Origin of the sequence: Propionicicella superfundia DSM 22317 (assembly GCF_000423465.1) — a bacterium.
Classification (GTDB): Bacteria; Actinomycetota; Actinomycetes; order Propionibacteriales; family Propionibacteriaceae; genus Propionicicella; species Propionicicella superfundia.
Window position 1 is genome coordinate 131,139 of the sequence record NZ_KE384021.1, and the last position, 23,701, is coordinate 154,839.

General features: G+C 70.3%; 18 protein-coding genes. 8 read left to right on the forward strand and 10 right to left on the reverse strand.

Features of this window, described 5'->3' with window-relative positions; genetic code table 11:
* Positions 1–64 precede the first annotated feature (64 nt).
* From G555_RS0110475 to G555_RS0110505, 7 genes are all read right to left on the reverse strand, one after another.
* The gene (locus tag G555_RS0110475) at positions 65–946 is read right to left on the reverse strand and encodes an NUDIX hydrolase (RefSeq protein WP_028708845.1); all 882 of its coding nucleotides are present in this window, start codon (positions 944–946) and stop codon (positions 65–67) included.
* Positions 943–3,036 carry an RNA degradosome polyphosphate kinase gene (locus tag G555_RS0110480; RefSeq protein WP_028708846.1) on the reverse strand — a complete coding sequence of 698 codons (2,094 nt, stop codon included), beginning with the start codon at positions 3,034–3,036 and terminating at the stop codon, positions 943–945. The genes G555_RS0110475 and G555_RS0110480 overlap by 4 nt, the downstream gene beginning before the upstream one ends.
* Positions 3,033–3,896, reverse strand: a complete 864-nt coding sequence (gene mshD, locus G555_RS19250) for a mycothiol synthase (protein WP_051208791.1) — start codon at positions 3,894–3,896, stop codon at positions 3,033–3,035. Before mshD ends, G555_RS0110480 begins: the two co-directional genes overlap by 4 nt.
* 158 nt (positions 3,897–4,054) lie before the next feature.
* A complete protein-coding gene (locus G555_RS21880; RefSeq protein ID WP_084635179.1) occupies positions 4,055–4,573 on the reverse strand; it encodes an NINE protein in 519 nt (172 codons plus the stop codon).
* Positions 4,574–4,622: 49 nt separating this feature from the next.
* Positions 4,623–5,285, reverse strand: coding sequence for a winged helix-turn-helix transcriptional regulator (locus G555_RS19260; RefSeq protein ID WP_036922422.1), 663 nt, complete (start codon positions 5,283–5,285; stop codon positions 4,623–4,625).
* Between the two features lie 158 nt (positions 5,286–5,443).
* Entirely contained in the window at positions 5,444–6,739 is a 1,296-nt protein-coding gene (locus G555_RS19265) for an MFS transporter (RefSeq protein ID WP_051208793.1), read from the reverse strand.
* On the reverse strand, positions 6,736–7,314 hold the full coding sequence (locus G555_RS0110505) for a winged helix-turn-helix domain-containing protein (RefSeq protein ID WP_051208795.1): 579 nt from the start codon (positions 7,312–7,314) through the stop codon (positions 6,736–6,738). The genes G555_RS19265 and G555_RS0110505 overlap by 4 nt, the downstream gene beginning before the upstream one ends.
* Positions 7,315–7,610: 296 nt before the next feature.
* On the opposite strand from G555_RS0110505, the gene G555_RS21280 reads away from it, so the two are divergent.
* A complete protein-coding gene (locus G555_RS21280; RefSeq protein ID WP_156887514.1) occupies positions 7,611–9,323 on the forward strand; it encodes a L,D-transpeptidase family protein in 1,713 nt (570 codons plus the stop codon).
* Between the two features lie 42 nt (positions 9,324–9,365).
* Here G555_RS21280 and G555_RS19275 read toward each other — a convergent pair whose 3' ends face one another.
* On the reverse strand, positions 9,366–10,829 hold the full coding sequence (locus G555_RS19275) for a helix-turn-helix transcriptional regulator (protein WP_036922425.1): 1,464 nt from the start codon (positions 10,827–10,829) through the stop codon (positions 9,366–9,368).
* 22 nt (positions 10,830–10,851) lie between these two features.
* On the reverse strand, positions 10,852–12,186 hold the full coding sequence (locus G555_RS0110525; RefSeq protein WP_169337899.1) for a helix-turn-helix transcriptional regulator: 1,335 nt from the start codon (positions 12,184–12,186) through the stop codon (positions 10,852–10,854).
* A gap of 610 nt (positions 12,187–12,796) precedes the next feature.
* Here G555_RS0110525 and G555_RS19280 point away from each other — a divergent pair.
* The 4 genes from G555_RS19280 to G555_RS19290 all read left to right on the forward strand — a co-directional run bounded on the left by G555_RS19280 (position 12,797) and on the right by G555_RS19290 (position 20,225).
* A complete protein-coding gene (locus G555_RS19280; protein WP_051208798.1) occupies positions 12,797–16,294 on the forward strand; it encodes a SpaA isopeptide-forming pilin-related protein in 3,498 nt (1,165 codons plus the stop codon).
* A 76-nt stretch (positions 16,295–16,370) separates the two neighbouring features.
* Entirely contained in the window at positions 16,371–18,125 is a 1,755-nt protein-coding gene (locus G555_RS0110535; RefSeq protein ID WP_028708851.1) for a SpaH/EbpB family LPXTG-anchored major pilin, read from the forward strand.
* A 148-nt stretch (positions 18,126–18,273) separates the two neighbouring features.
* Positions 18,274–19,260 carry a class C sortase gene (locus tag G555_RS19285; protein ID WP_051208800.1) on the forward strand — a complete coding sequence of 329 codons (987 nt, stop codon included), beginning with the start codon at positions 18,274–18,276 and terminating at the stop codon, positions 19,258–19,260.
* Positions 19,257–20,225 carry a class C sortase gene (locus tag G555_RS19290; protein WP_051208803.1) on the forward strand — a complete coding sequence of 323 codons (969 nt, stop codon included), beginning with the start codon at positions 19,257–19,259 and terminating at the stop codon, positions 20,223–20,225. The genes G555_RS19285 and G555_RS19290 overlap by 4 nt, the downstream gene beginning before the upstream one ends.
* A 60-nt stretch (positions 20,226–20,285) precedes the next feature.
* On the opposite strand, the gene dtd is transcribed toward G555_RS19290, so the two are convergent.
* Complete coding sequence (dtd, locus tag G555_RS0110550; RefSeq protein WP_028708852.1) at positions 20,286–20,711, reverse strand: D-aminoacyl-tRNA deacylase; 426 nt, start codon at positions 20,709–20,711, stop codon at positions 20,286–20,288.
* Positions 20,712–20,898: 187 nt separating this feature from the next.
* Here dtd and argF point away from each other — a divergent pair, with 187 nt between their 5' ends.
* The 3 genes from argF to ygfZ all read left to right on the forward strand — a co-directional run bounded on the left by argF (position 20,899) and on the right by ygfZ (position 23,487).
* The gene (gene argF / locus G555_RS0110555) at positions 20,899–21,894 is read left to right on the forward strand and encodes an ornithine carbamoyltransferase (RefSeq protein WP_028708853.1); all 996 of its coding nucleotides are present in this window, start codon (positions 20,899–20,901) and stop codon (positions 21,892–21,894) included.
* Between the two features lie 190 nt (positions 21,895–22,084).
* Positions 22,085–22,528 (forward strand): heme-binding beta-barrel domain-containing protein, encoded by a 444-nt coding sequence (locus G555_RS0110560; RefSeq protein ID WP_051209142.1) that lies wholly within the window; start codon positions 22,085–22,087, stop codon positions 22,526–22,528.
* Entirely contained in the window at positions 22,525–23,487 is a 963-nt protein-coding gene (ygfZ, locus tag G555_RS0110565) for a CAF17-like 4Fe-4S cluster assembly/insertion protein YgfZ (RefSeq protein WP_051209145.1), read from the forward strand. The genes G555_RS0110560 and ygfZ overlap by 4 nt, the downstream gene beginning before the upstream one ends.
* The last annotated feature ends 214 nt before the right edge of the window (positions 23,488–23,701 follow it).

Here is a 23,701-nt window from a genome sequence, read left to right on the forward strand (position 1 = left end):
CCGGCGTCCTGAAGGTGAAGAAATCCGCATGCAGCCGTGACGACCATCCCCGGCGCCGGACGCGTCAGCGCAGCGGCCGGTACCACTCCGTGGCGCGCAGGGCCCCGTCGCCGTCGAGGTGCGCGATGGCCACTGCCCCCGGGACGATGTGCTGCGGTTCGACGCCGAGCGCCTCGAACATGGAGGGCAGGACGGGACGATGCCCGCACACCACGACCGGCCGGTCGTGCCGCACCGCCGCGGCCGCGAGCCGGTGCACGAGCTTGCGGACGTCCTTCGGGTGCTCGACGCCGTGTTCCTCGCTGAGCACCGACCAGGTCTCGACCTCGGTGCGCAACAGGCGCGCGTAGGGGCGCAGCGTCTGAACGCACCGCACCGACGACGAGCTGACGATCGACTGCGCGTCGAAGGCCTCCAGCAGCGTGGTGAGGTCGGCGGACTGCTTCCGGCCACGCGAGGTGAGCGGCCTCGCTGCGTCCTTGCCCGTCCAGTTCTTGCGCTCCATCGCCTTTCCGTGGCGGGCGATGACGAACGGGGTCGTCTCCGGAGCACCGATCGCCTCCTCCAGCACGTGCCGCTCGTCGGCGTACGACAACTGCCTCAGCGCGGCGGCCGGAGGCAGCCAGGCGATCTCGTCGATCTCGGAGTTGACGGTGAACTCGTCCTCCCGCAGCACGCGCCCGCGCCAGAAGTGAACGCGCTTGGCACCCCGGTCGGTCATGTACCCGATCGTGCGGAGCGGCACACCGAGGCGGACGCGCACCGCCGTCTCCTCGGCCACCTCGCGCACGGCGGTGCCTGCCGTGTACTCGTCGTGCTCCATCTTCCCCTTGGGCAGCGACCAGTCGTCGTAGGTGGGCCGGTGCACGAGCAGGACGTTCCCGTCGGGGCGGAAGGTGACGGCCCCGGCCGCCTCGATGGAACGAGTCGCGCGCACGACACTCACTTCCGACGAGTGGACACGTTCGAGATGAGGAAGTCCTGGATGTCGCGCAGCGGCCGGCCGTCCTCGTCGGCGGTGCGCATGGTCCACCCTCTCTCGTCGTCGAGCCACCACGAGGCCGTCTCGGGACTGAACGCCAGCTCGAACAGGCTGTCGATCTGCGCGATGTGATCGGGTTTGGTGAGCACGACGAGGGCCTCGACGCGCCGGTCGAGGTTGCGGTGCATGAGGTCGGCCGAGCCGATGCCGACACGCGGCGTCTCGCCGCCGTTCTCGAACCAGAAGATGCGGCTGTGCTCGAGGAACCGGCCGAGGATGCTGCGGACCCGGATGTTCTCCGACAGGCCCGGGACCTGCGCGCGGATCGTGCAGATACCGCGGATCCACAGATCGACGGGCACCCCCGCCTGGGACGCCCGGTACAGGGCATCGCTGATCGCTTCGTCGACGAGGGAGTTCACCTTGATGCGGATCCGCGCGGGCAACCCGGCGCGGTGGTTCTCGATCTCGTGCTGGATGAAGTCGATCAGTCCGGCGCGGATCGAGTGGGGTGCGACGAGGAGCCGCCGGTAGGAGGTCTCCTGGGTCATGCCCGACAGGTGGTTGAACAGCCGGGCGACGTCCTCGGTGACGACCGGGTTGGCCGTGAGCAGGCCCATGTCCTCGTACTGCCGGGCCGTCTTCGGGTTGTAGTTGCCCGTGCCGATGTGGCAGTAGCGACGCAGCCCGTTCGGCTCGTCACGCACCACGAGAGCCAGCTTGCAGTGCGTCTTCAGCCCGAGCATCCCGTACACGACGTGCACGCCGTTGCGCTCCAGTTTCCGTGCCCAGGCGATGTTGGCCTGCTCGTCGAACCGGGCCTTGATCTCGACCAGCGCGAGCACCTGCTTGCCCGCCTGCGCCGCCTCGATGAGTGCGTCGATGATCGGGGAGTCGCCGGACGTCCGGTACAGGGTCTGCTTGATCGCCAGCACCTGCGGGTCGGCGGCGGCCTGTTCGATGAAGCGCTGCACGGACGTCGCGAACGAGTCGTAGGGATGCTGCAGCAGGACCTCGTGGCGGCGCAGCGCGGCGAACATGTCGGCGGGGCGCGCGCTCTCGCGCTCGGCGAGGTCGGGGTGCGTCTTGGGCAGGAACGACGGGTACTGCAGCTCCTCCCTGTCGACGTCGGCGATCGAGAACAGGCCGCGCAGGTCGAGCGGGGCGGGAAGCTGGAACACCTCCTTCTCGGAGATGTCGAGCTCGCGCATGAGGAGGCCGAGCATCGTCTCGTCGATGCCCTCCTCGACCTCGAGGCGCACCGGGGCCTGCCCGACCTTGCGGCGCAGCAACTCCTTCTCGAGGGCGAACAGGAGGTTCTCGGCGTCGTCCTCCTCGACCTCGACGTCCTCGTTGCGGGTCACGCGGAAGGTCGTGTACTGCAGGACCTGCATGCCGGTGAACAGCCGGTCGAGGTGGTGGGCGATGATGTCCTCCAGCGGCAGGAACCGTCCTTCGCCGACCTTCACGAACCGGCTCAGGATCGTCGGCACCTTGACGCGGGCGAACTGCCGCGAGCCGGTCTGCGGATGCTTGAGCAGGACGGCGAGGTTCACCGACAGGCCCGAGATGTACGGGAACGGATGCGACGGGTCGACCGCCAGCGGCGTGAGGATGGGGAAGATCCGCTCGGTGAACAGCGTGCCCATCGCCTCGGCCTCGGCGGGGGCGAGCTGGTCCCAGGAGAGGATGTGGATGCCGTACGCCGCCAGCGCGGGCCGGACGTCGGTCGTGAACGCCTGCGCCTGGTCGGCCATCATCTCGCGCGCCCGCCGCAGCATGACCTCCTGCAGATCGCGGGGCAGCAGTCCGCTCGATCCCGGCGAGGCCACCCCGGCGGCGATGCGCCGCTTCAGCCCGGCGACCCGGACCATGAAGAACTCGTCGAGGTTCGAGGAGAAGATCGCCAGGAAGCGGGCCCGTTCGAGCAGCGGAATGCGCTGCGAGTCCTTCGCGAGGTCGAGGACCCGATTGTTGAAGTCGAGCCACGACAGCTCGCGATCCAGGTACCGGTTGGTGGGAAGCGGCTCCTCCACGGCCGGTTCGGCGCTCATGCGGTTCTCCCCTGGGGTCGGTACAAGGTGTCGGTGCGCACGATGGCGAAGTCCGTCCCCTCATAGAGTTGTACCGCCGGGACGTTGTCCGCGTCCACGAAGAGCTCGACGTCGTGGCATCCGGCGTCGCGCAGCCGGTGCAGGCCGGCCCACAGGAGGGCGGTGCCGAGGCCGCGCCCGGCGGCGGCCGGTACGACCCCCAGGACGTACACCTCGCCGACGGTGGCCGTCTCGCGTTTCGTCCAGTGGAAGCCGAGCGGTTCGTCGCCCGCGAAGGCGAGCAGGAGGCCGGCGGGGTCGAACCAGGGCTCGGCCATCCGCTGCCGCAGGTCGCCGATGGTGAGGCGCCCCTGCTCGGGGTGCCCGGCGAACGCCTCGGCGTTCATGGCGTGCAGGGTGACCAGGTCGGCTGGGTCGTAGGAGCGCACCACGATGCCGTCGGCGAACCGAGGCGTCTCCAGGTCGGCCAGCGGCCGCGACATCTGGTGCAGCCCCCGGACGGGTGTCAGGCCCGCTGCGGCGGCGAGCGCCCTGGCGGCGGGAAGGTCGCCGAACGCCCACACCGCCAGTTCCGTCCCCGCGTGGGCGGCAAGCCGGTCCAGCAGCGTGCGCCCGACCCCCTGCCGTCGGTGCGCGGGGTGGACGGCCACCAGGCCGGTCGTGTCGCCGACGTGCCACTGCGCGTAGCCGGCCGGGCTCGCTCCGTCCTCGACCAGCCAGTGGACGGCCGCGCCGGGGGTGCGGAGGGCGAGACGTGCCGCCTCGTTCAGGGGGTCGATGTCGTCGTGGTCGGCGACGGCGCGTGCCAGTTCGAGGACCGAGGCCTCGAAATCGGGCGAGGGTTCCCTCGTGGTCAGCATCTGCGCAGATTACCCGAACCGGTGCGTGCGGCGTGGGGAGTGTCGAGGGTCGCGTCGTTCCCGGATGCGGCGTGGCCGCGACCCGTCCCGGGGCGATCCGCCAGGAGGGGTCGGGAGGGTGAGGTGTCGTGAGCGAGGACGGGACGCACCGGCGCCCGTCAGTGCAGCGGCAGGCCGTTCGAGTCGCGGGGGCTGCCCGCGAGCATGACGATGCCGTCGATGAAGCCCCAGATGCTCCCGGCGCCGAAGCCGAACACGGTCAGCAGCAGTTGGGCGATCCCCAGGCCGACGTGGCCGGTGTAGAAGCGTCCGATGCCCAGCCCGCCGAGGAAGATGCCGAGCAGACCGGCCGCGATCTTGGACTTGGACGAGTAGGGCAGTCCGGTGGCGGGGTCGACGCCGTAGGGGGCGGCGACGTACGTCGGGGCGTACGGCGGTCCGACCAGCGGCACGGGGACGGCGACCAGCGGCACGGGGACGGCGACCGGCGGCGGGGGCTGCAGCGGTGCGGGCGGAGCCCAGCCGACGCTCGGGTTCGCGGGCGCCGTGTAGTTCTCGTAGTGGTAGCCGTCGTGCTGCGCGGGCAGCGGGGGCTGCCCCGCGGTGGGGTACGGCAGGGTCGGGTCGCGCGGCGCAGGCTGGGGATTCCGCCACTGCGGGATGTCGTCCTGGCTCATGCGCCCATCGTGCCGTATCGCCGGGAATCTGCCCACCGGGGGGCGACGCTCAGGCCGCGCTGAAGCGGTACCCCACGTTGCGGACGGTGCCGATGAGGGACTCGTACTCGGGTCCGAGCTTGGCGCGCAGGCGCCGGATGTGGACATCCACCGTGCGCGTGCCTCCGAAGTAGTCGTAGCCCCAGACCTCGGCCAGCAGATGCTCACGGCTGAAGACGCGCCCCGGGTGCTGGACCAGGTACTTGAGAAGCTCGAACTCGGTGTACGTGAGGTCGAGATGCCGGTCCATCAGAACCGCCGAGTACGCGCCTTCGTCGATCGTGATCCCGCCACCGACGATGAGCCCGTTCGGGGTGCGGCTCGACGTGAGGAGGCGGATCCGGCAGTCCCACTCGGACGGGCCCGCCGATTCGAGGATGACATCGCTGATGCCCCACTCGTGGTTGACGACCGCCAGCGCCGTCTCGCCCACGACGAGGAGGACGGGGATCGTCACGCCGGACGCCGCGAAGAGCCGGCACATCGTCCGCGCGCCCGACAGATCCTCGCGGGCGTCGATGACGACCGTGTCGGCACTGACGGACTCGGTGAGCACCTCGGTGTCGGCGGCCACGGCGGCGAGCTCGTGGCTGAGCAGTCCGAGGGCGGGCAGACTCGCCATCGCGTCCTCGGGGGGTAGGGAACCGAATGTCACGACAAGGACGTGCGCCATCGGCAACCCCTCTCGTCAGTCGTCGGACACCCGGACGTCCACATATTTTGCCGTCCCACCCGCCCGTTCGCCATCATTGCGGAATCTTCTTGTGTTTCGACCGACGACCCGAGGGGGCGGAGAATACCGGATCATCCGGAACGAACGGTGTCCTCAGGCTAGCCCCCGAGCGGCCGACGGCGCGCGGGTTCTCGCGGGATGGGTGCCGGCGCTCCCTCACCCGGCATGAGGTCCGGCGTCCCACGGACCGGGTCGAACGTCGCCCGTGACGTGGCGGCGGGGACGATCACGGCGAGCAGGTACAGCCCCGCCACGCCCAGCAGCGTGGAGCCCAGTCCGAGCAGTCCGACGAGCGCGGCGGCGAAGATGCCGCCGACCGGCATCCCGGCCCATGCCAGCGCGTCGAGCGGCGCCGCCACCCTGCCGAGCTTCGCGGCAGGAATGCGTTCGTAGACGATCGCGCCGAGCACGGGGTTGAGGACGCCCGACCCGAGCCCGGACAGGACCATCACGCCCACGATCACCGGAACCGACGGGTCGAGGGCGAGGACGGCGATGCGCAGCGGGCCGGCGAGGAGGAAGCCGACGAAGTACGTCGTCCGGCGCGGCAGTCGGTCGCCGATCACCGACGCCAGTGCCGAGCTGAGCACCGAGGCGCCGGCCATGCAGGTGAGCAGCAGCCCGACGGCCTCGACGCCGTGACCGCCCGTCGTGGCCCACAGCGGGAGCAGGACGGACGAGTAGGACACGTCCAGCAGGTTTGTGAACAGGATCATGACTCCCAGGCCGCGCAGCAGCGGGTCGTGACCGATGAACGTCCAGCCGTCGCGCAGGTCGGCGAGGTAGGAGGACGCCGGAGACGTCGTGTCGTGGACGGCGAGGGGAGTCCGGGTGATGGCCAGCACTGCGGCGGAGGCCGCGGCGGTCCCGGCCGTGACGGCGACGGCTGCGGTGGGTCCCGCGACGGCGGTGAGGGCCGCCGCGAGGGCGGGGCCGACGAGCCCTGCCGTCCGCTCGCCGGCGCCGAGCAGGCCGGTCGCGCGGCTGAGGGGGGTGCCGGTCGCGGTCGCGAGAAGGGGCACGAGGGTGTGCTTGGCGGTGTCCGCCGGGCCGCGGAACGCGCCGGCCACGGCGACGAGGGCGAGCAGGGCCGGCAGGCCGAGCGCGCCCGCGGCGTGCAGGATCGGGACGAGGGCGAACAGAACGGCGACCACCATGTCGGCCGCGATGCTCACCCGGTACTGTCCCAGCCGGTCGACGAGCGGCCCGGCGAGTGCTTTGCAGACGACGTACGGCGCGAGCTCGGCGGCCACGACGAGGCCGGTCTGGGCCGCCGAACCCGTGGTGACGAGGACGAACCAGGGGACCGCGACCGCCGCCACCCGGACTCCCAGCGTCGCGATGCCGACCGTGAGGATGGTTCCGCCGAGCGCCGCCTTCGGGCGCGGGCTCATGGCGTCCGGTCGGCGGCAGGTGTGATGGGGACGATCTGGAAGGCGGCGCCGACGCACCGGGTGCCGGCGGGCTGCGCCGCGGCGGGATCGTGCGTGGGGTATCTCTCGAGCACTGCCAGGATCTCGTTCTCGAGGGCGCGCGCCTGGTCGGCGGTGAGATCGAGGAGGACGTCGGACGCGGTCAGCGCGGGACGCCACTCCTCGGGCCAGTCCCGCCGCTCATCCAGGGCACGCACGAGGCGGGCCTCGAGCCACGCCGCGATGTTGCGTTCGAAGGTCTCGCCCGCCTCGGCTGTGGCGGGGTCGAGGGAGAGCGGGTCGAAGAAGGTGAGGCGGTGCGCCGCCCGCCACCACCGGTCCCGGTCGTTGCCGCGGGCTTCGTCCTCGACGATGAACCCGTATCGCTCCAGCCGGCGCAGGTGGTAGGAGAGGGCGCCGCTGGTGAGGCCGAGCTGTTCGGCGAGCATCGTCGCGGTCGCGGGCCCGTGGGTGCGGAGCATCCCGAGGATGCGGACGCGCAGGGGGTGCGTGAGCGCCTTGAGGTTCTCGCCGGTGACGGTGATCGACTGCTCCATAGCCCTCAGCCTAGATCGCAAAGATCTATTTGCAAAGTTATCTTTGTGAATCTCACAGGGCGCGGGAATCGCCCCAGGGGTGGTCCACGTGGTCCACTATGTACACCAGACGTTTCCCCCCCGGGTGCTCCACACCCCTTGTGTGATTGGTGATCACCATGCGATCTCCCCTCGGTACGCCGCGTCACCGGCCCGGTCGTGACCGTGCCGGAACTGCTCGCGCCACGGCGACGCGACACCGGTTCGGCGAGCGCGTCGCGGGCCGGACGGGACCGGGTGTGCGGAGGATCGCTCCGGTGCTCGCGGTGGTGCTGGTCACGGGTTGGGTCGTGTCCCCCCTGGCGTCGGCGGATCCGGCCGAGTCGCCCGATCCGTCGTCCTCGTCGCCGACGAGCACCTCTGCGTCGCCGACGAGCACCACGGCGTCGCCGACGACGAGCACCACGGCGTCGCCGGCGGTCATCGCGACCGGCACGCCGTCTCCGGTGGCCCAGGTGCAGGCGGCTGCTGCTGCGACGGTCGCCGTCGTGACGGCGACGCCGCTGACGGCGGTCGTCGGGGCGCCGCTGACGGTGTCGGGCAGGACGACCGCCACGGACGTGATCGAGGCCGCGACCGAGGTCTACCTCACCGATCACTGGAGCCGGTCGCAACTCACGACCAGCATCGTGGGCGGCGAGTTCTCCCTGCCGGTGACCTACGGCCGGACCAGCGCCGGCACGCTGACCTGGCGGCTGCGGGTCGTCACCTCGGCCGGGACGATCTGGTCGGACGCGTTCACCGTGACGCGACTGTCGACGGCTCCCGTGCTGACCTCCGCGCCGACCAGCGTGTACACGTCCACGACGGGGGCCGCGCAGGTGACGGTGGCGAACACGGGAGCCGGCGTGTCGGTGTGGACGGAGTTCTGGCTGTCCGGACGCTGGTCCCGTTCGCAGGTGCGGACCACCGACGCCGACGGCGCGGCGGAGATCCCGCTCACCTACGGCTGGACGACGCCGGGCACCTACACGTGGCGGGTGACGTCCACCAACGCCTACGGCGTGACGTCCAGCACCGCGTCGCAGACGCTGACCAGGTTGTCCGCGCCGCCCGTGGTCGTGTCGGCGCCGAGCAGCGTCACGACCGACGTCACCGGCTCGGTGACGGCCCGGGTGGCCGGGGTGGGTGCCGGTGTGTCGGTATGGACGGAGTTCTGGGTGTCGGGGCGCTGGTCACGGTCGCAGACGCGGACGACGGACTCCTCAGGCCAGGTCTCGATCCCGCTCACCTACGGCTGGACGACCCCGGGCAGCTACACCTGGCGGGTCGTCACGAAGCGCGGGACCGTCGACTACGGCAGCGCGGCGCGGACCCTGAAGCGGGTGAAGCCCGCCCCGACGTCGGTCCCGGCCGTGTGGACGTCCTGTTCCCCCACGTTGCAGGGGGTGAAGGTGTCGATCGGGCGCACCGAGCACTCGCGGATCATCGTGAATCAGACATCGGGGTCGTATGCGACCGTGAGCTACCACTTCCGGGACCGGACGAAGGCCTGCGCGTTCTCGACCGTGTACGTGGAGACGGGCCGGATCGGCTCGGCCGGTACGAAAGCGGCGTCGGCGCGGCGGGCGGGCGACAACAGCACTCCGCTCGGCACCTACGGCATCACCGATGCGTTCGGCCAGTTGGCCAGCCCGGGGACGTCGATGGACTACTGGCGCACGTCCGGGTACGACTACTGGGTGTGGGATCAGTCGTCGGCGTACTTCAACACGCTGCGCGACAAGCGCATGGGCGGGTTCAACGCGACGAAGTCGGAACGCGTGTGGGACTACCCCTCGTGGTACACCTACGTGCTCGTCATCGACTTCAACCGCAAGCCCGTCGTCGACCGTGCACGAGGCGGCGGGATCCGGTTCCACGAGTCGAACGGGCAGGCCACGGGCGGGTGCGTGTCGATCGGCCGCACCAACCTGCGGACCACGGTGCAGAAGATCATTCCGGGCGACAAGATCACGATCGTCGCCTGAGCCGGCGCCGGGCGGTCGCCGCGGCGACGGGCATGGAGGCGGTCAGGCGTTGCCCCCGACGGGCCGGACCACCCCGGTGCGTTCCAGCCTCTCCACGGCGTCCTTTCGGGACGAGACGCCCAGCTTGCGGTACAGCGACTTGGCCTGGGTCTTGAGAGTGTTCGTGGACACGCACAGCTCGGCGGCGATGGCGCCGAGGGTCAGGTCGGAGGTGAGCCAGCCGGCGAGGACGCCCTCTCGCTCGGTCAGGGGCACAGGGTCGAAGCCGAGCGTCTCCCGGTCCGGGTACTCGCCGTCGAGCGGGATGTCCCGGGTGACGGCCGGCGCGAACGCGGGCTCGTTCGCGATGAGGCGCATCAGCAGCCGTTCGAGCACATCGAGGGGCAGGCCGACCGCCGGGCGCACCCCGGCGGACTCGGCGGCCAGGTGGGTCGATCGTGAGAAGGCCGCGTCGGCCAGGGCCTCATGTCCGAGGAGTTCGTGGGCGATGGCGCGGCGCAGCAGCACCGACGGGAATATTCGCAGGCTGTGGTCGGGGCAGTCGCTTATGCACGCCTCGGTCGCGGCCAGGGCCTTGCGCGGCTGTTTCAACTGGAGGTGGATGCTGGCCCGCTGCAGTTCGAAGCAGATGGTGTGCCCCGGCGGTGAGGTCCGGTGTTCGACGAGCTTGAGCGCGGCTCCCGGGTCGCCCAGGTGGACCATCGCGAGCGACTCCATGCTGACGGCGAGGTCTGCCAGGAATGGCGGGCACATCTTCGCGTCGATGCCGTGGACGACGCCGTCGGCCGCTGCTATTGCCCGCTGGTAGTCCTCGTGGACCATGTGCAGCCAGGTGGTTCCGACCTTTGCCACGACTCGCTCGACCGCGGCAGGTCGTGCCAGCCGGCCGAAGCCGTCCAGGAGCCGCTCCATGCCCTCGGCGTCGTTCCGTCGAAACCTGGTCTGCAGGTCTGCCATCACCAGGGGCCAGGCGGCGTCGCTCCAGCTCCTGCCGTTGTCGAGTTCGCGGGCCGACCCGATCACGCCCGCGGCGGATGCGAGCTCCCCGTTGAGTGCCTGGCTCGCCGCGAGCAGCGACAACGCCCGGAACCGGTGCGCCTCGTCGTCGCCGGCGTAGTCGATCGCGAAGCCGGCGCACGACGCGGCGTCGGCCAGGCGGCCGTTCAGCAGGAACGCCTCGGCCATCACCGCGTACCCGGAGGACTGAAGGACGGCCGAGGCATCCGGGGCCGCGCCGGTCAGCGCGGGCATCCCCCTGCGCTCGGCGAGCTGGAGTGCGCCGTGGGCTCGGCCGGAGTGGAGCAGCGCGGAGACCAGTGCTGCGATGAAGGCTGCCCGGGCCCGGGGGGCCATCGGCCCGGCGGCGTCGATGCCCGCGGCGAGCACCACGTCCACCGCCGCCCGCGGTGCCCGCGGTCGGGTGGGCAGCCCCGACCTCACGACGGCCGTCACCGCGTGCGCGAGCGACCTCGATCCCGTGCTGTTGTCTGCGTCGTCAACGGTCATCAGGCTGGCTCCGGTCCGCGTGTCAGGTGTGATTGTCGTAGAAGCCCGTGCGCTCCAGCAGAGCGATCGCCTCGTCACGGGAGCACGCCCCGAGCTTTCGGTACAAGGACGCCGTGTGGGTCTTCACGGTGTTGCGGGTGACGTAGAGGGCAGTGGCGATCTCGGAGAGGGTCGCACCCTCGCGCAGCCGGCGGGCGATCAGGACCTCGCGCTCCGTCAGCAGCGGCGGCACGAACGAGGGAGGCGCGGTCGAGGGCACGGTGAGAACCCGCTGGCGAAGCTCGTCGATCGTGCCATGGAGGTCGGGTCGGTTGGCGTGGAGCCTGTCCAGGAGGACGTCGATCTCGGCGCGCGGGAGCGTGAGCAGGGGTGTGGCGGCACCCGATCGGTGCAGCAGGTGGAACGCGTCGGAGAACGAGATGTCCGCCGCCGTGTGGTGGCCCAGGCGTTCGTTGGCGAGAGCGCGGCGTAGCAGGATCGGCGTCAGGGTGCGCAGGTTGTGCCGGGGACCGAGCCGGATACAGCCGTCCGTCGTGGTGAGGACCTTGCGGTCGTCACCGAGCTGGAGATGGGCCGAGGCCCGCTGCAGGTCGAAGCACAGGGTGTGCTCGACGGACGACTCCCGGCCCTCCAGAAGCGTGAGCGCCCGTTGGGGCTCGCCCCTGCCGATGAGCAGCGTCGAGTGATAGCTCAGAATCATGTTGCGGATCAGCGGGGCGACCACGTGCTGATCGGCGCCGTGGGTGACGCTCACGAGCGCGGCGATGCCGTCGCTGTGCCGACCGAGCAGTCCGTATCTGACGGCATCGGCGAGCGCTGCGTGCGCCTGCCAGGTGGGCTCGCCGGGCAAGGTCTCGCGCAGGTCGCGTGCGTGGCGGGCCAGGGCGACGGAGTCCATCCGGGCCGATGCGAGCAGCACCTGGCCAACCAGGAGCATGTACGCGGCCGGGGACTGTTGCCACCCGTGGGCCTCCTCCAGTGCGGTCGCGTGATCGATCGCCTCCTCGGCGAGGACGAACTCCCCGGCGAGGGCGCGGTTGCCCGCGAGCAGGCCGTAGGCACGGTACAACAGGGGGTCGCTGCCGGCCTCGACCGCGTATTCGTGGGTACGGCGTGCGGCGTGTGTGCCGTGGCGTGCGAAGCCGACGGTGGCGTACGCCTCGGAGACGTTCGCCGAGAAGAGCGCGAGCGTTGTGGCGGGGAGATTCGCGTCCCGCTCCGGCTGCCAGCCGGCTTCGGCCTCGGCGAACCCGGCCGCCTCGGCGGCGAGACCGTGCCTGGTCCGGGCCAGGATCATCGCGGCTGACGTCAGCCGTCGCTCGTTGTGAGGCAACGCCGCGATATGCGCCGGCTTCACAGCAAGAAGCGTCTCTACTGTGCGAAGGGACGTGCGACGGCCACCCGGCAAGGTCCAGCCCAGATAGGCAGCGGTCGCATCTCCCAGTTTCGTCCGGTGTCTCGCGCCCGCATCGTCCCCAGAGGCGTGGGCATCGTCCCTGGTTCGCCCCTGTCCCATCGTCGATCCCCCTCACCGGCGGCAGGCAGCGTCTCCCGCGTGCGCGGTGGCGGTGTGTCCCCTTTGCTCCAAAGACTGATGCAGACACTCTTCATGACGCGTCCGGGGCGAAAGAGTGGGTGAATCCTGCCGGAGCCGGCCTGCGGGTGCCGCCTCCCGAGCGCCGGACCCTCCCACCCGAGCGTAGCCCCGACCGCGGCCGTGCGGGCACGAACCGGCCGACGAGGCCCCGGGCCGGCGGGCAGACCCCGAAGCGCCCGGAATCCCAGCGGCTCAATGGGGTCGCAGGGTGAAGCAGCGGGTGAAACCGCCGCCTGAGGGCGGTCCCCGCGTCAGAGTGCCGCGGGCATCCGATCCCTCCCTGCGACCGCACCTGCCGCCGTGCCGGGTCGGAAGAGCTGATCAATCGTTTCAAAGGGCGTCGTCTGTGGCGCTGTGGGGAGGGGCTTCGATGCTCTCGAGGAACGCCGATGACCGTCGCCGTCGCCGCGGCTCGCCGCGGAGACCGCTGACCACCGTTCTGGCCGCGCTCCTGAGCCTGGTCGCCGTGGCGCCTCCGGCGGCGATGGCCGACACGACCTATGAGGCAACCGCGAGCTGGGCGAGCGGCACTGCCGGCGAGGTTCGCCAGCGCGAGGTGCTGACCTCCGAGTGGCGGTTCAGTCTCAACGACCCCGCGGAAGCGCCGGCCAATGAACTGGTCGAGAACGTCTTCGCGACGATCACCGCCGTCAACGGCACCTTCACGAGTGTCCCCGACGCCTGCCTGGTGAGCGGCGTGGATCCGGTCTCGGCCATCTCGGCCGACGGCACCACCGTGACCTGCAACCTCGGAGCCCAGACCCAGGGCACGGCCGTCGCGGTTCAGATCCCGGTCGTCGCCACGGGAGACGTGGGCGACGAGGTCCGTCTCGTCGGCGACTTCTCCGGGTCCGCCGCGGAGACCACACCGATCCCTGTCGTCGCGGGGCTGGACATCGACTTCAAACTCAGCGAATCCGATGCCTGGCATCAGCCGACGGGAGTGAGCGACTACGAGTGGATCGAGTTCCCGTGGAGCCTCTATCTGGGCGATGGGAGCGTGGCAGGCCCCAGCAGCCTGAGCTACACGTTCACGGCCGCCGTGACCGGCGGCGCGCTGCGCACCACGACGGGAACGACCGGATGCGACCGTTTCACGCGCAGCGACTTCGGCGCGAGCGGCCACCCCTGGTCGGGTGGCACCCACCCCGCCGACCAGATGGCCAGCTTCGTCACGAGCTGCACGCTGAGTCAGGTCAGCGGCAACACCTACACCCTGACGCTGAACGGCATCGACTGGAGCGTCCTGAACGCGCCCGGCCGAGACTCCGCGGGCAACCTTCTCCCGGCCGACCGCAAGGTGGTCGCCAGCGGCCGGGTCTACTTCCAGATCAATCCCACCGACGGCATCGACACGGTGACGATGAAGCTGACGGCGACCGCACCGGCGTACGCCGTCGGGGGGCTGTCGGCGACGGACGACCCCAGCAACAACTCGGTCCAGAAGGTCATCACCTACTGGTCCGGGTGGTCGGGCATCTGGGGTCGCGGAGGCACGGGCACGACATCGTGGGACGACGCCCTGCGCAAGTCCGCCGGCGCCACCGTGAGCACCTACATGGACTCCGGCCTGCCGCGGTCGAACACCGCGATCAGCCAGTGCACCATCCTGGACAGCAAGTACGTCACGTTCGCGAACAGGGTCACCGTGGCACCGACCGTCGGGGAGGCCGCGGACATGGGCCCCTACACGGTGTACTACTACACGGGCAGCAACGCCTACCTGGACCCCGGCTCGCCCTTCTACGACCCCAACAGCATCGGCAACTGCGGCGTTCTGGACGCGGGCGGATGGACCACCACGGCTCCCGCCGACCTGAGCACCGTCAAGGCGGTCCGCGTCGACTTCAACGCCCAGGACATGCAGCAGGCGGAGCGCATCAAGCTCGTGGTCGAGGCGACGATCAAGCCGGACGTCCCCGCCGGCCAGGACATCTGGGTATGGCACTCCCTCAAGCGAGGGTCGACCTGGACCTCGCTGTACTCGCCCGCGGGGACGGCGGCAACGCGGCGCGTGACCGACACACCCAACGCGCGGTACCCGTACACGACGAAGTCGCGGGACATCCTGCGCGTCGTCGCGGTGACGCCCGCGGTCGGCAAGAGCGTCAGCAGGAGTCCGATCCGACTCGGCGACGAGGTCACGTTCACGCTCACCTATTCGGCCAACGGCGGCAGCTACATCGAGCCGGTGGTCGACGGATACCAGATCGTCGACACTCTCCCCGGAGGCCTGAGTTACGTCGAGGGGTCGGCCACGCCCGCTCCGGCGGTCACGACAAACGCCGACGGGCAGCAGGTCCTGACCTGGTCGCTGGACGGAGTCGCCACCAACACCGCGAACACGTTGACCTACCGGGTGACCACCGACGACAGCACGGTGGCGGGCGTGGTCATGAAGAACAGCGTCGTGACGAAGGTCGGCGGCCTGACCTCGTCCCCGGCGCAGGCATCGGTCACCGTGTCGACCTCCGGGGTGACGGTCATCGGCAAGTCGGCGGACCAGGACCTGATCCCGAACCTCGACGGCGACGGCGACGGCACGGGCTCGTGGACGATCTCGCTGCGCGCGAACGACCCGTCCGGGCAGGAGTTCACCGATGTGATCGACATCCTCCCGTACAACGGCGACGAGCGGGGTACCAGCTTCAGCGGCGACTACGCGGTCACCGACGTGATCGCGGACGGGGGGACCGTCTACTACACGACCACCGACCCCGCCGCGTTGTCCGACGATCCCGCCGACCCGAGGAACGGGACGGCCGGCGATCCGACGGGCAACTCCGCGGGCTGGACCACGACCAAGCCCGACGCCTCCCAGATCACCGCCATCCGCGTGATCGCCGGACCGCTCGCGGCGTCCGCCACGAGGTCGTTCCAGGTCGTGATCACCTCCGACGGGGCACGAGGCGGGGACGTCTACGTGAACCGCGCCCAGGCGCGCGCGTCCCACACCGAGCTCGTGACGCGAACGTCCGCGCCGACCGCGATATCGCAGTACTACGCCTATGACCTGAAGAAGTACGTGCAGGGCTCGGACGGTGAGTGGCACGACGCGCAGGACACCAATGAGGCCGACTGGCCGGTGTTCTCCGACGGGGACGTCGCGGCGGTGAACTACAGGATCGTCGTGACGAACACCGGTCAGGGCGCGCTGAACGACATCACCGTCACGGATGCGCGGTTCCCGGCGGGCAACCACACCATCGCAGCCCTCGCCTCGGGCGAGTCCCACGAGTTCCTCTTCACGGCGGATCTGTCCGCAGTGACCAGCCCGATCCGCAACGTGGCGTCCGCCCACGCGGCCCTTCCCCCCGATTCGTCGCAGTCCGAGCTGCCCGATCCCTCCGACGAAGCGAACGTGGTCGTGACCGAGACCTTCCCGATCCGGGTGGAGAAGCTGGGTCGGAATTGCGATGTCGGGCGGCCGACATGTGCTCTGGCGGGCGCGCAGTTCGCCCTGTACGACACGGATCCGTCGCAGGCCGGGGCGGAGCCGATCGAGAACGGGATCAGCGCCGATGCGGCGGACGGATCGCTGTTCACCTCGGTCGGTCTGAGCCCGGGCACCTACTGGCTGGTCGAGACGCGGGCACCGAGCGGCTTCTCGTTGCTGGCGACGCCGGTCCCGTTCACGCTGACCGCGTCGGGGATCGTGCTGGCCGATCCGGCCGATCCGCTGGTGTCCGTCGTGGACGGCTCCGCCTTCACGGTGCGGGTGCTGGATGCCACGGCGGCGCCGTTGCCCACGGCCGGCGGGGATGGTCCCTGGCCGGCTCTCGCCGGCGGGCTGCTGCTGTTCGGGCTGGCCGCCCTGATTCACCACCTGACTTCTGGCTCCAGGCGTTCTCGTACGAGGACGTCCTGACAGCCAGGAACGGGGCTCGCAGCCGCGAACTCCCGAAACCGCATGTCCATGTTCACCTTTTCGAAGGAGCAATCTGATGTCACGCAGGCAGTTCCGCCTTGCCGCGGCTGCAGTGTCCGCATTGGCCGTGGCGACGTTGTGCACCGGCGCCCCTGCGGCGTTCGCCGATCCCGGCGATCCCTACCGGGTCAACGGCACCAGCCAGGAGAACCCCGGCAACACGGCGCTCATCAATCCCAGCGCCGACGTGCAGTTGGAGATCCACAAGTACCTCGGCGCCCCGACGGGCGCCGGTGACGGCACCGAGCAGACCATCACGGATCGCGATGCGCTGCAGGGCGTGCGGTTCGACGTGTACCGGGTCGGCGGTGTCGACCTGACCACGAACCAGGGCTGGGCGGCCGCGACCGCGCTCAGCGGATACCAGATCACGGCGGCGGACATCGCCGGCGGATCGATCACCGTGGGCGGGACCAGCTACGCGCTGACCCTGGTGTCCTCGCCCGTCACCGACGGCGAAGGGACAGCCACGTTCACCCAGGCCGACGGCGTCGGCCTCTACCTGGTGAACGAGAACCTCGCCGGCTCCGGGACGATCACGAACGTCACCTCGAACAGCGAGGTCGCCAAGGCGTCGATCACGTCGGCCGCGCCGTTCTTCGTCACGCTGCCGATGACCAACCCCGACGACACCTCGCGGTGGATCTACGACGTCGACGTGTACCCGAAGAACCAGACCGATTCTGCGACCAAGAGCGTCGAGGACAAGGGAACCGTCACCAGCGACAACGGCAACGTGGGCGAGCACGGGATCGACTACACGATCACGACCTCGATCACCGACGGCAGCGACCCGCTCGGCCTGTATGTGATCTACGACGACCTGCACCCGTCGCTCACCTTCGCCGGCGCCTCGCTGGCGCTGTCGAACGGGACGACGTTCACGGCCGGCACCCACTACAACGTGTACACCGCCGCCGACTGGGAGACGGCCGGCACGCTGTACAGCTCCGGGGAGGTCGCGGGCGGCCCGCTGGTGACCATCGTGTTCACCGATGCCGGTCTGGAGATCCTGGAGGCCAACCGGAGCGAGAGCGTGGTCACGACGCTGAACACCATCCTGGGCGTCCAGGACGAGGACGGCGTGATCGAGAACGAGGCCGTGTTCATCCCGAACGAGTCGTGGTGGGACCAGAACGGCAAGCCCGGGGTGGACCCGGAGGATCCGACCACGCCTCCTGGCGATCCGTCCGATCCGACCGATCCGTGGGAGCCGGGCATCCCGACCAACCCGGTCGAATCGAAGTACGGCAACCTCGTGGTGAACAAGCAGGACCCGACGGACACGGGCGCCGACATGAGCGGAGCCGAGTTCGCGATCTACGCCGATCCGACCCCGGGCGACGGGAACTGCTCGGCCGGCGACGTGACCGGCACTCCGATCGACACCGGCACGATCGGCGCCGGCAACACGCTGACCTTCGCCGGTCTGCAGGCGTCGAACTGGTACGACGGCGCGGACGTCGCCGACGAGGCGGACTGGCTGTCCTACTGCCTCGTGGAGACCAAGGCTCCGACCGGCTACAACCTCGACGCGACGCCGCACTACATCACGGTCGACTGGGAGACCGGCTCCACGACCGCTCCGGCCCTGGCGACCGAACTGGTGAACAACGAGAAGTCCAACCTCGGCAACAACCTGCCGCTCACGGGTGGTGACGGCGTCGCCGCGCTGAGCGTCGCAGGGCTGGTGCTCGTCGGCGGCGGCGTGGTCTACTACGCCGCCACGTCGCGCAGGCGTCGCAAGGCCGAGTCCACGGTCGAGCAGTGACCTGACCGACCCTCCCACGTCCGGCTGGCGGGACCTCTCCTCGTGCCACCCGGATCCCCCCGCGGTCTGGGTGACAGGGCTCCCCTTTCCTGTCACCCAGACCCCTCCCCGAGGAGACCCCGCTCCGACCAGCACCCGGGATCAGGACATGCCGAGACACTCGCCTTCTTCCGTCGCACTGCCGCAGGCGCGGCGTCGCGCCTGGCCGCACCGGCTCGTCGTGACCGTGCTGCTCCTCGTCGGTGTCGTCGTGACCGGATGGCCGGTCGTCGAGACCCTCGACAACAATCGGCGGGGCGCGGAGCTCACCACCGAGTACGTCACGTCGATCGAGTCCAGCAGCCCGCGGGCGCTCAGCGAGGAACTGCGGGCCGCAGGCGCCTACAACGCGCACCTGCCCACCGAGGCGCTGAACGACCCGTGGGGCGACGACTCCGGTGAGGCCGACGCCGAGCACGCCCGCTACCTCGGGACGCTCTCCCTCGCCACGGCGATCGCGCGGCTGCGCATCCCCCGGATCGACGTCGACCTGCCCGTCTTCCACGACGCCGGCGCGGCGTCGCTGGCCGCCGGGGTCGGCCATATGTACGGCTCGTCGCTGCCCGTCGGAGGTCCCGGCACCCACGCGGTGCTCGCGGGGCACACCGACTACAGGGGACGCACGCTGTTCGACCGGCTCCCCGAGCTGCGCCTCGGGCATTCCTTCGAGATCGCCGTCGCCGGCGAGGTCCTGACGTACCGGATCGATCAGATCGTGATCGTCGAGCCGTGGGAGCTGGAGGACGTGCAGCGGATTCCCGGCGGCGACTACGTCACGCTGGTCACCTGTTACACCCCGCCCGGCGAGCACACCCAACGCATGCTGGTCCGGGGCATCCGCGCGCCGAGCGATGCCGCGGTGAGCGGCGCCGGCGTCGCGGTCGGCTACGACGCCGGCGTCCAGGACTGGATGTGGGCGCGCATCGCGGGGGTCGTCGCGGCGCTGGGAATCCTCACGGCGATGATCGTCGCCTGGATCGCCGGCGACCGCCGCCGCGCACGCAGACCAGCGGCGGATTCCGCGGCCGACAACGACCCCACCCGATCCTCGACGCTCACCGGCGCCCGGGCCCCGACAAGGACGATCACCTCATGACCACCACCACAGCCCGTCCCGCCTCGCGCCACGTCGACCGGTCCCGCGGCGGGCTCCTGCGCCGCCTCGTTCCGCTGCTGATCGTGCTGGCGGGTGTCGCCGTCCTGCTCTATCCCGTGGCGGCCACCCAGTACAACAACGCTCGGCAGCGTGCCTTCGCGGAGAAGTACAACAGCGCCGTCGGGCAGGCCGCCCCGAACGACCTCGCCGGCGACCTGAAGGACGCCGAGACGTACAACGACTCCCTGAGCGGCGTCCCGATCCTCGACCCCTGGCTGCAGAAGGCAGGGGCAGACCCCGGGTCGGACGCGTTCAAGACCTATCAGTCGCAGCTCAGCCGGTTCGACGCGATGGCGCGGATTCGTGTGCCGAGCGCGGGCATCGACCTTCCCGTGTACCACGGCACCTCCGACGAGGTGCTCGCCAAGGGAGCAGGACACCTCTACGGAACCTCTCTGCCTGTCGGGGGCGACGGGACGCATGCGGTGCTGACCAGCCACACCGGCCTGTCGAACGCCACCCTCTTCGACCATCTCTCCTCGGTCGCCGAGGGTGACCTGATGATCGTCGAGGTGATGGGCGAGACGCTCGCGTACAAGGTCGATCAGATCAAGGTGGTGCTGCCGTCGGAGATCGGCGACCTGGACGCCGAGCCCGGTCATGACTACCTCACCCTCTTCACCTGCACGCCCTATGCGGTCAACAGCCACCGGCTCCTGGTGCGCGGGGAACGCGTTCCCTACACGCCGGAGATGGCCGGCGCGGCCCGGGAGCCGGCGGCGCCCGGGATCGAGTCGTGGATGTGGCTGCTGATCGGCGGGGCGGTCGCCGGTCTCCTCGCGGTTGTCGTCATCGTCGGCCGGGAGCGCCGCAGGCGGTCCCAGTCCCTGCCTCGGCGGGCGGCCGCACGCGCGTCCGCGGAACCTCTCGAGGACGGCTCCGCTGATCGGCCGGGACCTTCGTGAGGCGCGTCCTCGGCGACCCCGGGCGGCGGGACACGGCCTGGTCGAAGGAGCGCCGCCGGCTCAGCCCTCCAGAAGAACGGTGAACGGTCCCGAGTTCGTCAGCGACACGTCCATCGTCGCCCCGAACCGCCCGGTCGCCACGGTCGCGCCCAGCCCGCGCAGGGAGGCGACGAACTCGTCGACGAGCGGCTCGGACACCTCGCCGGGCGCCGCTCCGCTCCACGACGGACGGCGTCCCTTGCGGACGTCGCCGTAGAGGGTGAACTGGCTCACCACCAGGATGGGCGCGTCCAGGTCGGCGCAGGACACCTCGCCGGGCAGGATCCGCAACGTCCACAGCTTCGCTGCCAGCGTGCGCGCGGTCTCCACGGAGTCGGTGTGGGTGATCCCGATCAGGACGGTCAGTCCCGGCCTCTCCAGCCGTCCGACGACCTCGCCGTCGACGGCGACCTCTGCTCTGCTCGTCCGCTGCACCACCAACCGCATGGGACGCAGACTAGTGCGGCCCGCTGATCCGGCACGGTGGGAAACCCGACGGCGCATCGCGCCGTGACCATAGGATGTCGGGCACGGGTCCCGCGGGCCGTGGCGACGGCGCCACCGGGCCGACGAGGTGCCGGGGTGGCCGTGCCCCGCCGCAGGCGGGCGCATCGAAGGTGAAAGGAACAACGTGGTGGCCGGTTCGCTGAAGGGTCGTCATTTCCTCAAGGAGCAGGACTTCACGCCCGCCGAGTGGCGTGACCTGCTCGCGCTCACGGGCGAGTTGAAGTCGGCTCGCGCGGCAGGCCGGGAGCAGCAGATGCTGGGCGGCCTGAACCTGGCGCTGATCTTCGAGAAGACGTCCACCCGAACCCGCAGCGCATTCGAGGTCGCGGCCCACCAGCAAGGCGCGCACGTCACCCAGATGGACGGCAACTCGTCCCAGCTCGGTCACAAGGAGTCGCCCGCCGACACGGCTCGCGTGCTGTCGCGGCTGTTCGACGGCATCGAGTACCGCGGCACGCACCAGTCGACCGTCGAGAAGATCGCGCACTATTCGTCCGTGCCCGTGTGGAACGGACTCACCGACGAGTGGCACCCCACGCAGAGCCTGTGCGACATGTTCACGATGCGCGAGTCGAGCGGGCTCGACGACCACGACATCGCGTTCGCCTACGTCGGCGACGCCCGCTTCAACGTCGGGTGTTCGCTGCTGATCGGCGGTGCGCTGCTGGGCATGGACGTCCGGATCGTCGCGCCCGGGAAGCTCCTCCCGCCCGACTCCGTCGTGCGGACGGCGCGGGAGATCGCCGCTGCCACCGGTGCGCGGATCACGCTCACCGACGATCTCGACGCGGTCAAGGGATGCCGGTTCATCCACACCGACATCTGGGTGTCGATGGGCGAGTCCGAGAGCGTGTGGACCGAGCGCATCCTGCTGCTGCAGGGGTACCAGGTGAACACGGCGCTCCTCGAGCGCACCGGCGTGCCCGAGGTGAAGTTCATGCACTGCCTGCCCGCGTACCACAACCGCGAGACGACCGTCGGGGAGGCGATCTACCAGCGGTTCGGGCTGGAGGAGCTGGAAGTGACCGAGGAGGTCTTCGAATCGCCGGCGTCGATCGTGTTCGACCAGGCCGAGAACCGGATGCACTCGATCAAGGCCCTGCTCATCGCGACGCTGACGTGAGGCCATAAGGACAAGGGGCACAGTGTGGAGGGTTGATGTTGGACTACCAACATCAACCCTCCACACTGTGCCAGGAGCCACCGGGATCGCGCCGGAGACGGGCGGGTAGGCTGGGGCGGCACACCGAGTGGAGGCTGCCGTGTTCGAACTTCCCGCCGACCTCAACCCCGCCCTCGCGGGGATCTCCTGGATGCGCGGGCGCTGGGAGGGCACCGGCTACCGCCAGTGGCCGGGCCAGGACAAGAGCGAGTTCTTCTGCCAGGTCGAGTTCAACGACAACGGCGGGCCGTTCCTGCACTACCTGTGCCAGACCTTCACCGTCGACGCCGAGTTGCGACCCGCCGAGCCGCTGTGGATGGAGGGCGGCTTCTGGCGTCCCCTCGCCGACGGCGTGATCGAGGTGTCCCTGTCGACCGAGGACGGGGTTGCCGAACTGCTGTACGGAAAGGTTCAGCCCGGACGCATCGAGGTGGTGACCGACGCCGTGGTGCGACCCCCGCAGGCCGCCGTCGAGTACACCGGCGGGCGGCGTCTGTACGGCAACGTCGACGGCAAGCTGTTGTGGTCGTTCGACCGTGCCACGACCCAGCACGAGCTGCAGTCGTGGATGTGGGCGACGCTGGTGCGGGCATGATCGTCGCCGACTCCGGCCTCGACGCGGGCCTGCCCTGGCACTACGGCGATCCGTTCCGCGAGCAGCGGGAACTGGTGGCCGGCCGCGGGCGCGTCGACCTGTCGAACCGCGGCGTCCTCACCGTGACCGGGCCCGACCGGCTGACCTGGCTGCACTCGCTGACCTCGCAGCACCTGGAGGCCCTGCCCGCCCGGACGTCGACGGCCACATTCGTGCTGGACCCGCACGGGCACATCGAGCACGCCCTCGCCGGCTACGACGACGGCGAGACCTTCTGGGCGCATACCGCGGCGGACACCCTGCCCGCGCTCGTGGACTGGCTCGACCGGATGCGCTTCATGATGCGGGTCGAGGTCGCCGATCGCACCGCCGACCTCGCCCTCGTCTGGGGAGCCGACATGCCGCCCGACGTGCCGGTCGTGCGCCGGGGCCCCGACACGTTCGGGGGGTGGGAGGCGCTCGTGCCGCGGGAGCGCCTCGACGCCGTCCTGGGGGACGTCCGCGCAGGCACCTGGGCGTACGAGGCACTGCGGATCGCCGCGGGCGTGCCCCGCATCGGCGTCGACACCGATGCCCGGACGATCCCCAACGAGATCGCCGTCCCGGACGGGGACCGCCTCGGCATCGCCACCCACCTGCAGAAGGGGTGCTACCGCGGGCAGGAGACGGTCGCGAAGGTGCAGAACCTCGGGCGTCCGCCGCGCCGGCTCGTTCGGCTGCAGCTCGACGGCACTGCGGAGGCGCTCCCGGCTGCCGGAACCCCGGTCGTCCACGACGGGCGCGAGGTCGGATTCGTGGGCAGTTCCGCACGCCACTACGAGGAGGGCCCGATCGCGTTCGCCCTCGTCAAGCGGGGCGTCCCCGTCGACGCCGAGGTGCTGGTCGACGACATCGCCGCGGCGCAGGACGTCCTCGTCGACCCCGACGTCGGGCTGCACATCCGCCCGAAGCTCCGCTGAGGACGTCCTCCCGGCGCGCCGGCCCGTGGGCCCCTAATCACCGATCCGGCTCTTGAGCCGCCGACCTGGTCCTTGAGCCGCACCCATCTGGTCCTTGAACCGCCGACCTGGTCCTTGAGCTTGTCGAAAGGACTTTGTGATTCCGTGCGGTGGTTTCGACAGGCTCACCCATCTGGTTCTTGATCCGCACCCATCTGGTCCTTGAGCTTGTCGA

What these genes read in the sequence shown, in the direction of transcription:
- G555_RS0110480 (WP_028708846.1), bottom strand. Translation starts at nt 3,036, where the DNA reads ATGAGCGCCGAACCGGCCGTGGAGGAGCCGCTTCCCACCAACCGGTAC.
- mshD (WP_051208791.1), bottom strand. Translation starts at nt 3,896, where the DNA reads ATGCTGACCACGAGGGAACCCTCGCCCGATTTCGAGGCCTCGGTCCTC.
- G555_RS21880 (WP_084635179.1), bottom strand. Translation starts at nt 4,573, where the DNA reads ATGAGCCAGGACGACATCCCGCAGTGGCGGAATCCCCAGCCTGCGCCG.
- G555_RS19260 (WP_036922422.1), bottom strand. Translation starts at nt 5,285, where the DNA reads ATGGCGCACGTCCTTGTCGTGACATTCGGTTCCCTACCCCCCGAGGAC.
- G555_RS19265 (WP_051208793.1), bottom strand. Translation starts at nt 6,739, where the DNA reads ATGAGCCCGCGCCCGAAGGCGGCGCTCGGCGGAACCATCCTCACGGTC.
- G555_RS0110505 (WP_051208795.1), bottom strand. Translation starts at nt 7,314, where the DNA reads ATGGAGCAGTCGATCACCGTCACCGGCGAGAACCTCAAGGCGCTCACG.
- G555_RS19275 (WP_036922425.1), bottom strand. Translation starts at nt 10,829, where the DNA reads ATGACCGTTGACGACGCAGACAACAGCACGGGATCGAGGTCGCTCGCG.
- G555_RS19280 (WP_051208798.1), top strand. Translation starts at nt 12,797, where the DNA reads ATGCTCTCGAGGAACGCCGATGACCGTCGCCGTCGCCGCGGCTCGCCG.
- G555_RS0110535 (WP_028708851.1), top strand. Translation starts at nt 16,371, where the DNA reads ATGTCACGCAGGCAGTTCCGCCTTGCCGCGGCTGCAGTGTCCGCATTG.
- G555_RS19285 (WP_051208800.1), top strand. Translation starts at nt 18,274, where the DNA reads ATGCCGAGACACTCGCCTTCTTCCGTCGCACTGCCGCAGGCGCGGCGT.
- G555_RS19290 (WP_051208803.1), top strand. Translation starts at nt 19,257, where the DNA reads ATGACCACCACCACAGCCCGTCCCGCCTCGCGCCACGTCGACCGGTCC.
- dtd (WP_028708852.1), bottom strand. Translation starts at nt 20,711, where the DNA reads ATGCGGTTGGTGGTGCAGCGGACGAGCAGAGCAGAGGTCGCCGTCGAC.
- G555_RS0110560 (WP_051209142.1), top strand. Translation starts at nt 22,085, where the DNA reads ATGCGCGGGCGCTGGGAGGGCACCGGCTACCGCCAGTGGCCGGGCCAG.
- ygfZ (WP_051209145.1), top strand. Translation starts at nt 22,525, where the DNA reads ATGATCGTCGCCGACTCCGGCCTCGACGCGGGCCTGCCCTGGCACTAC.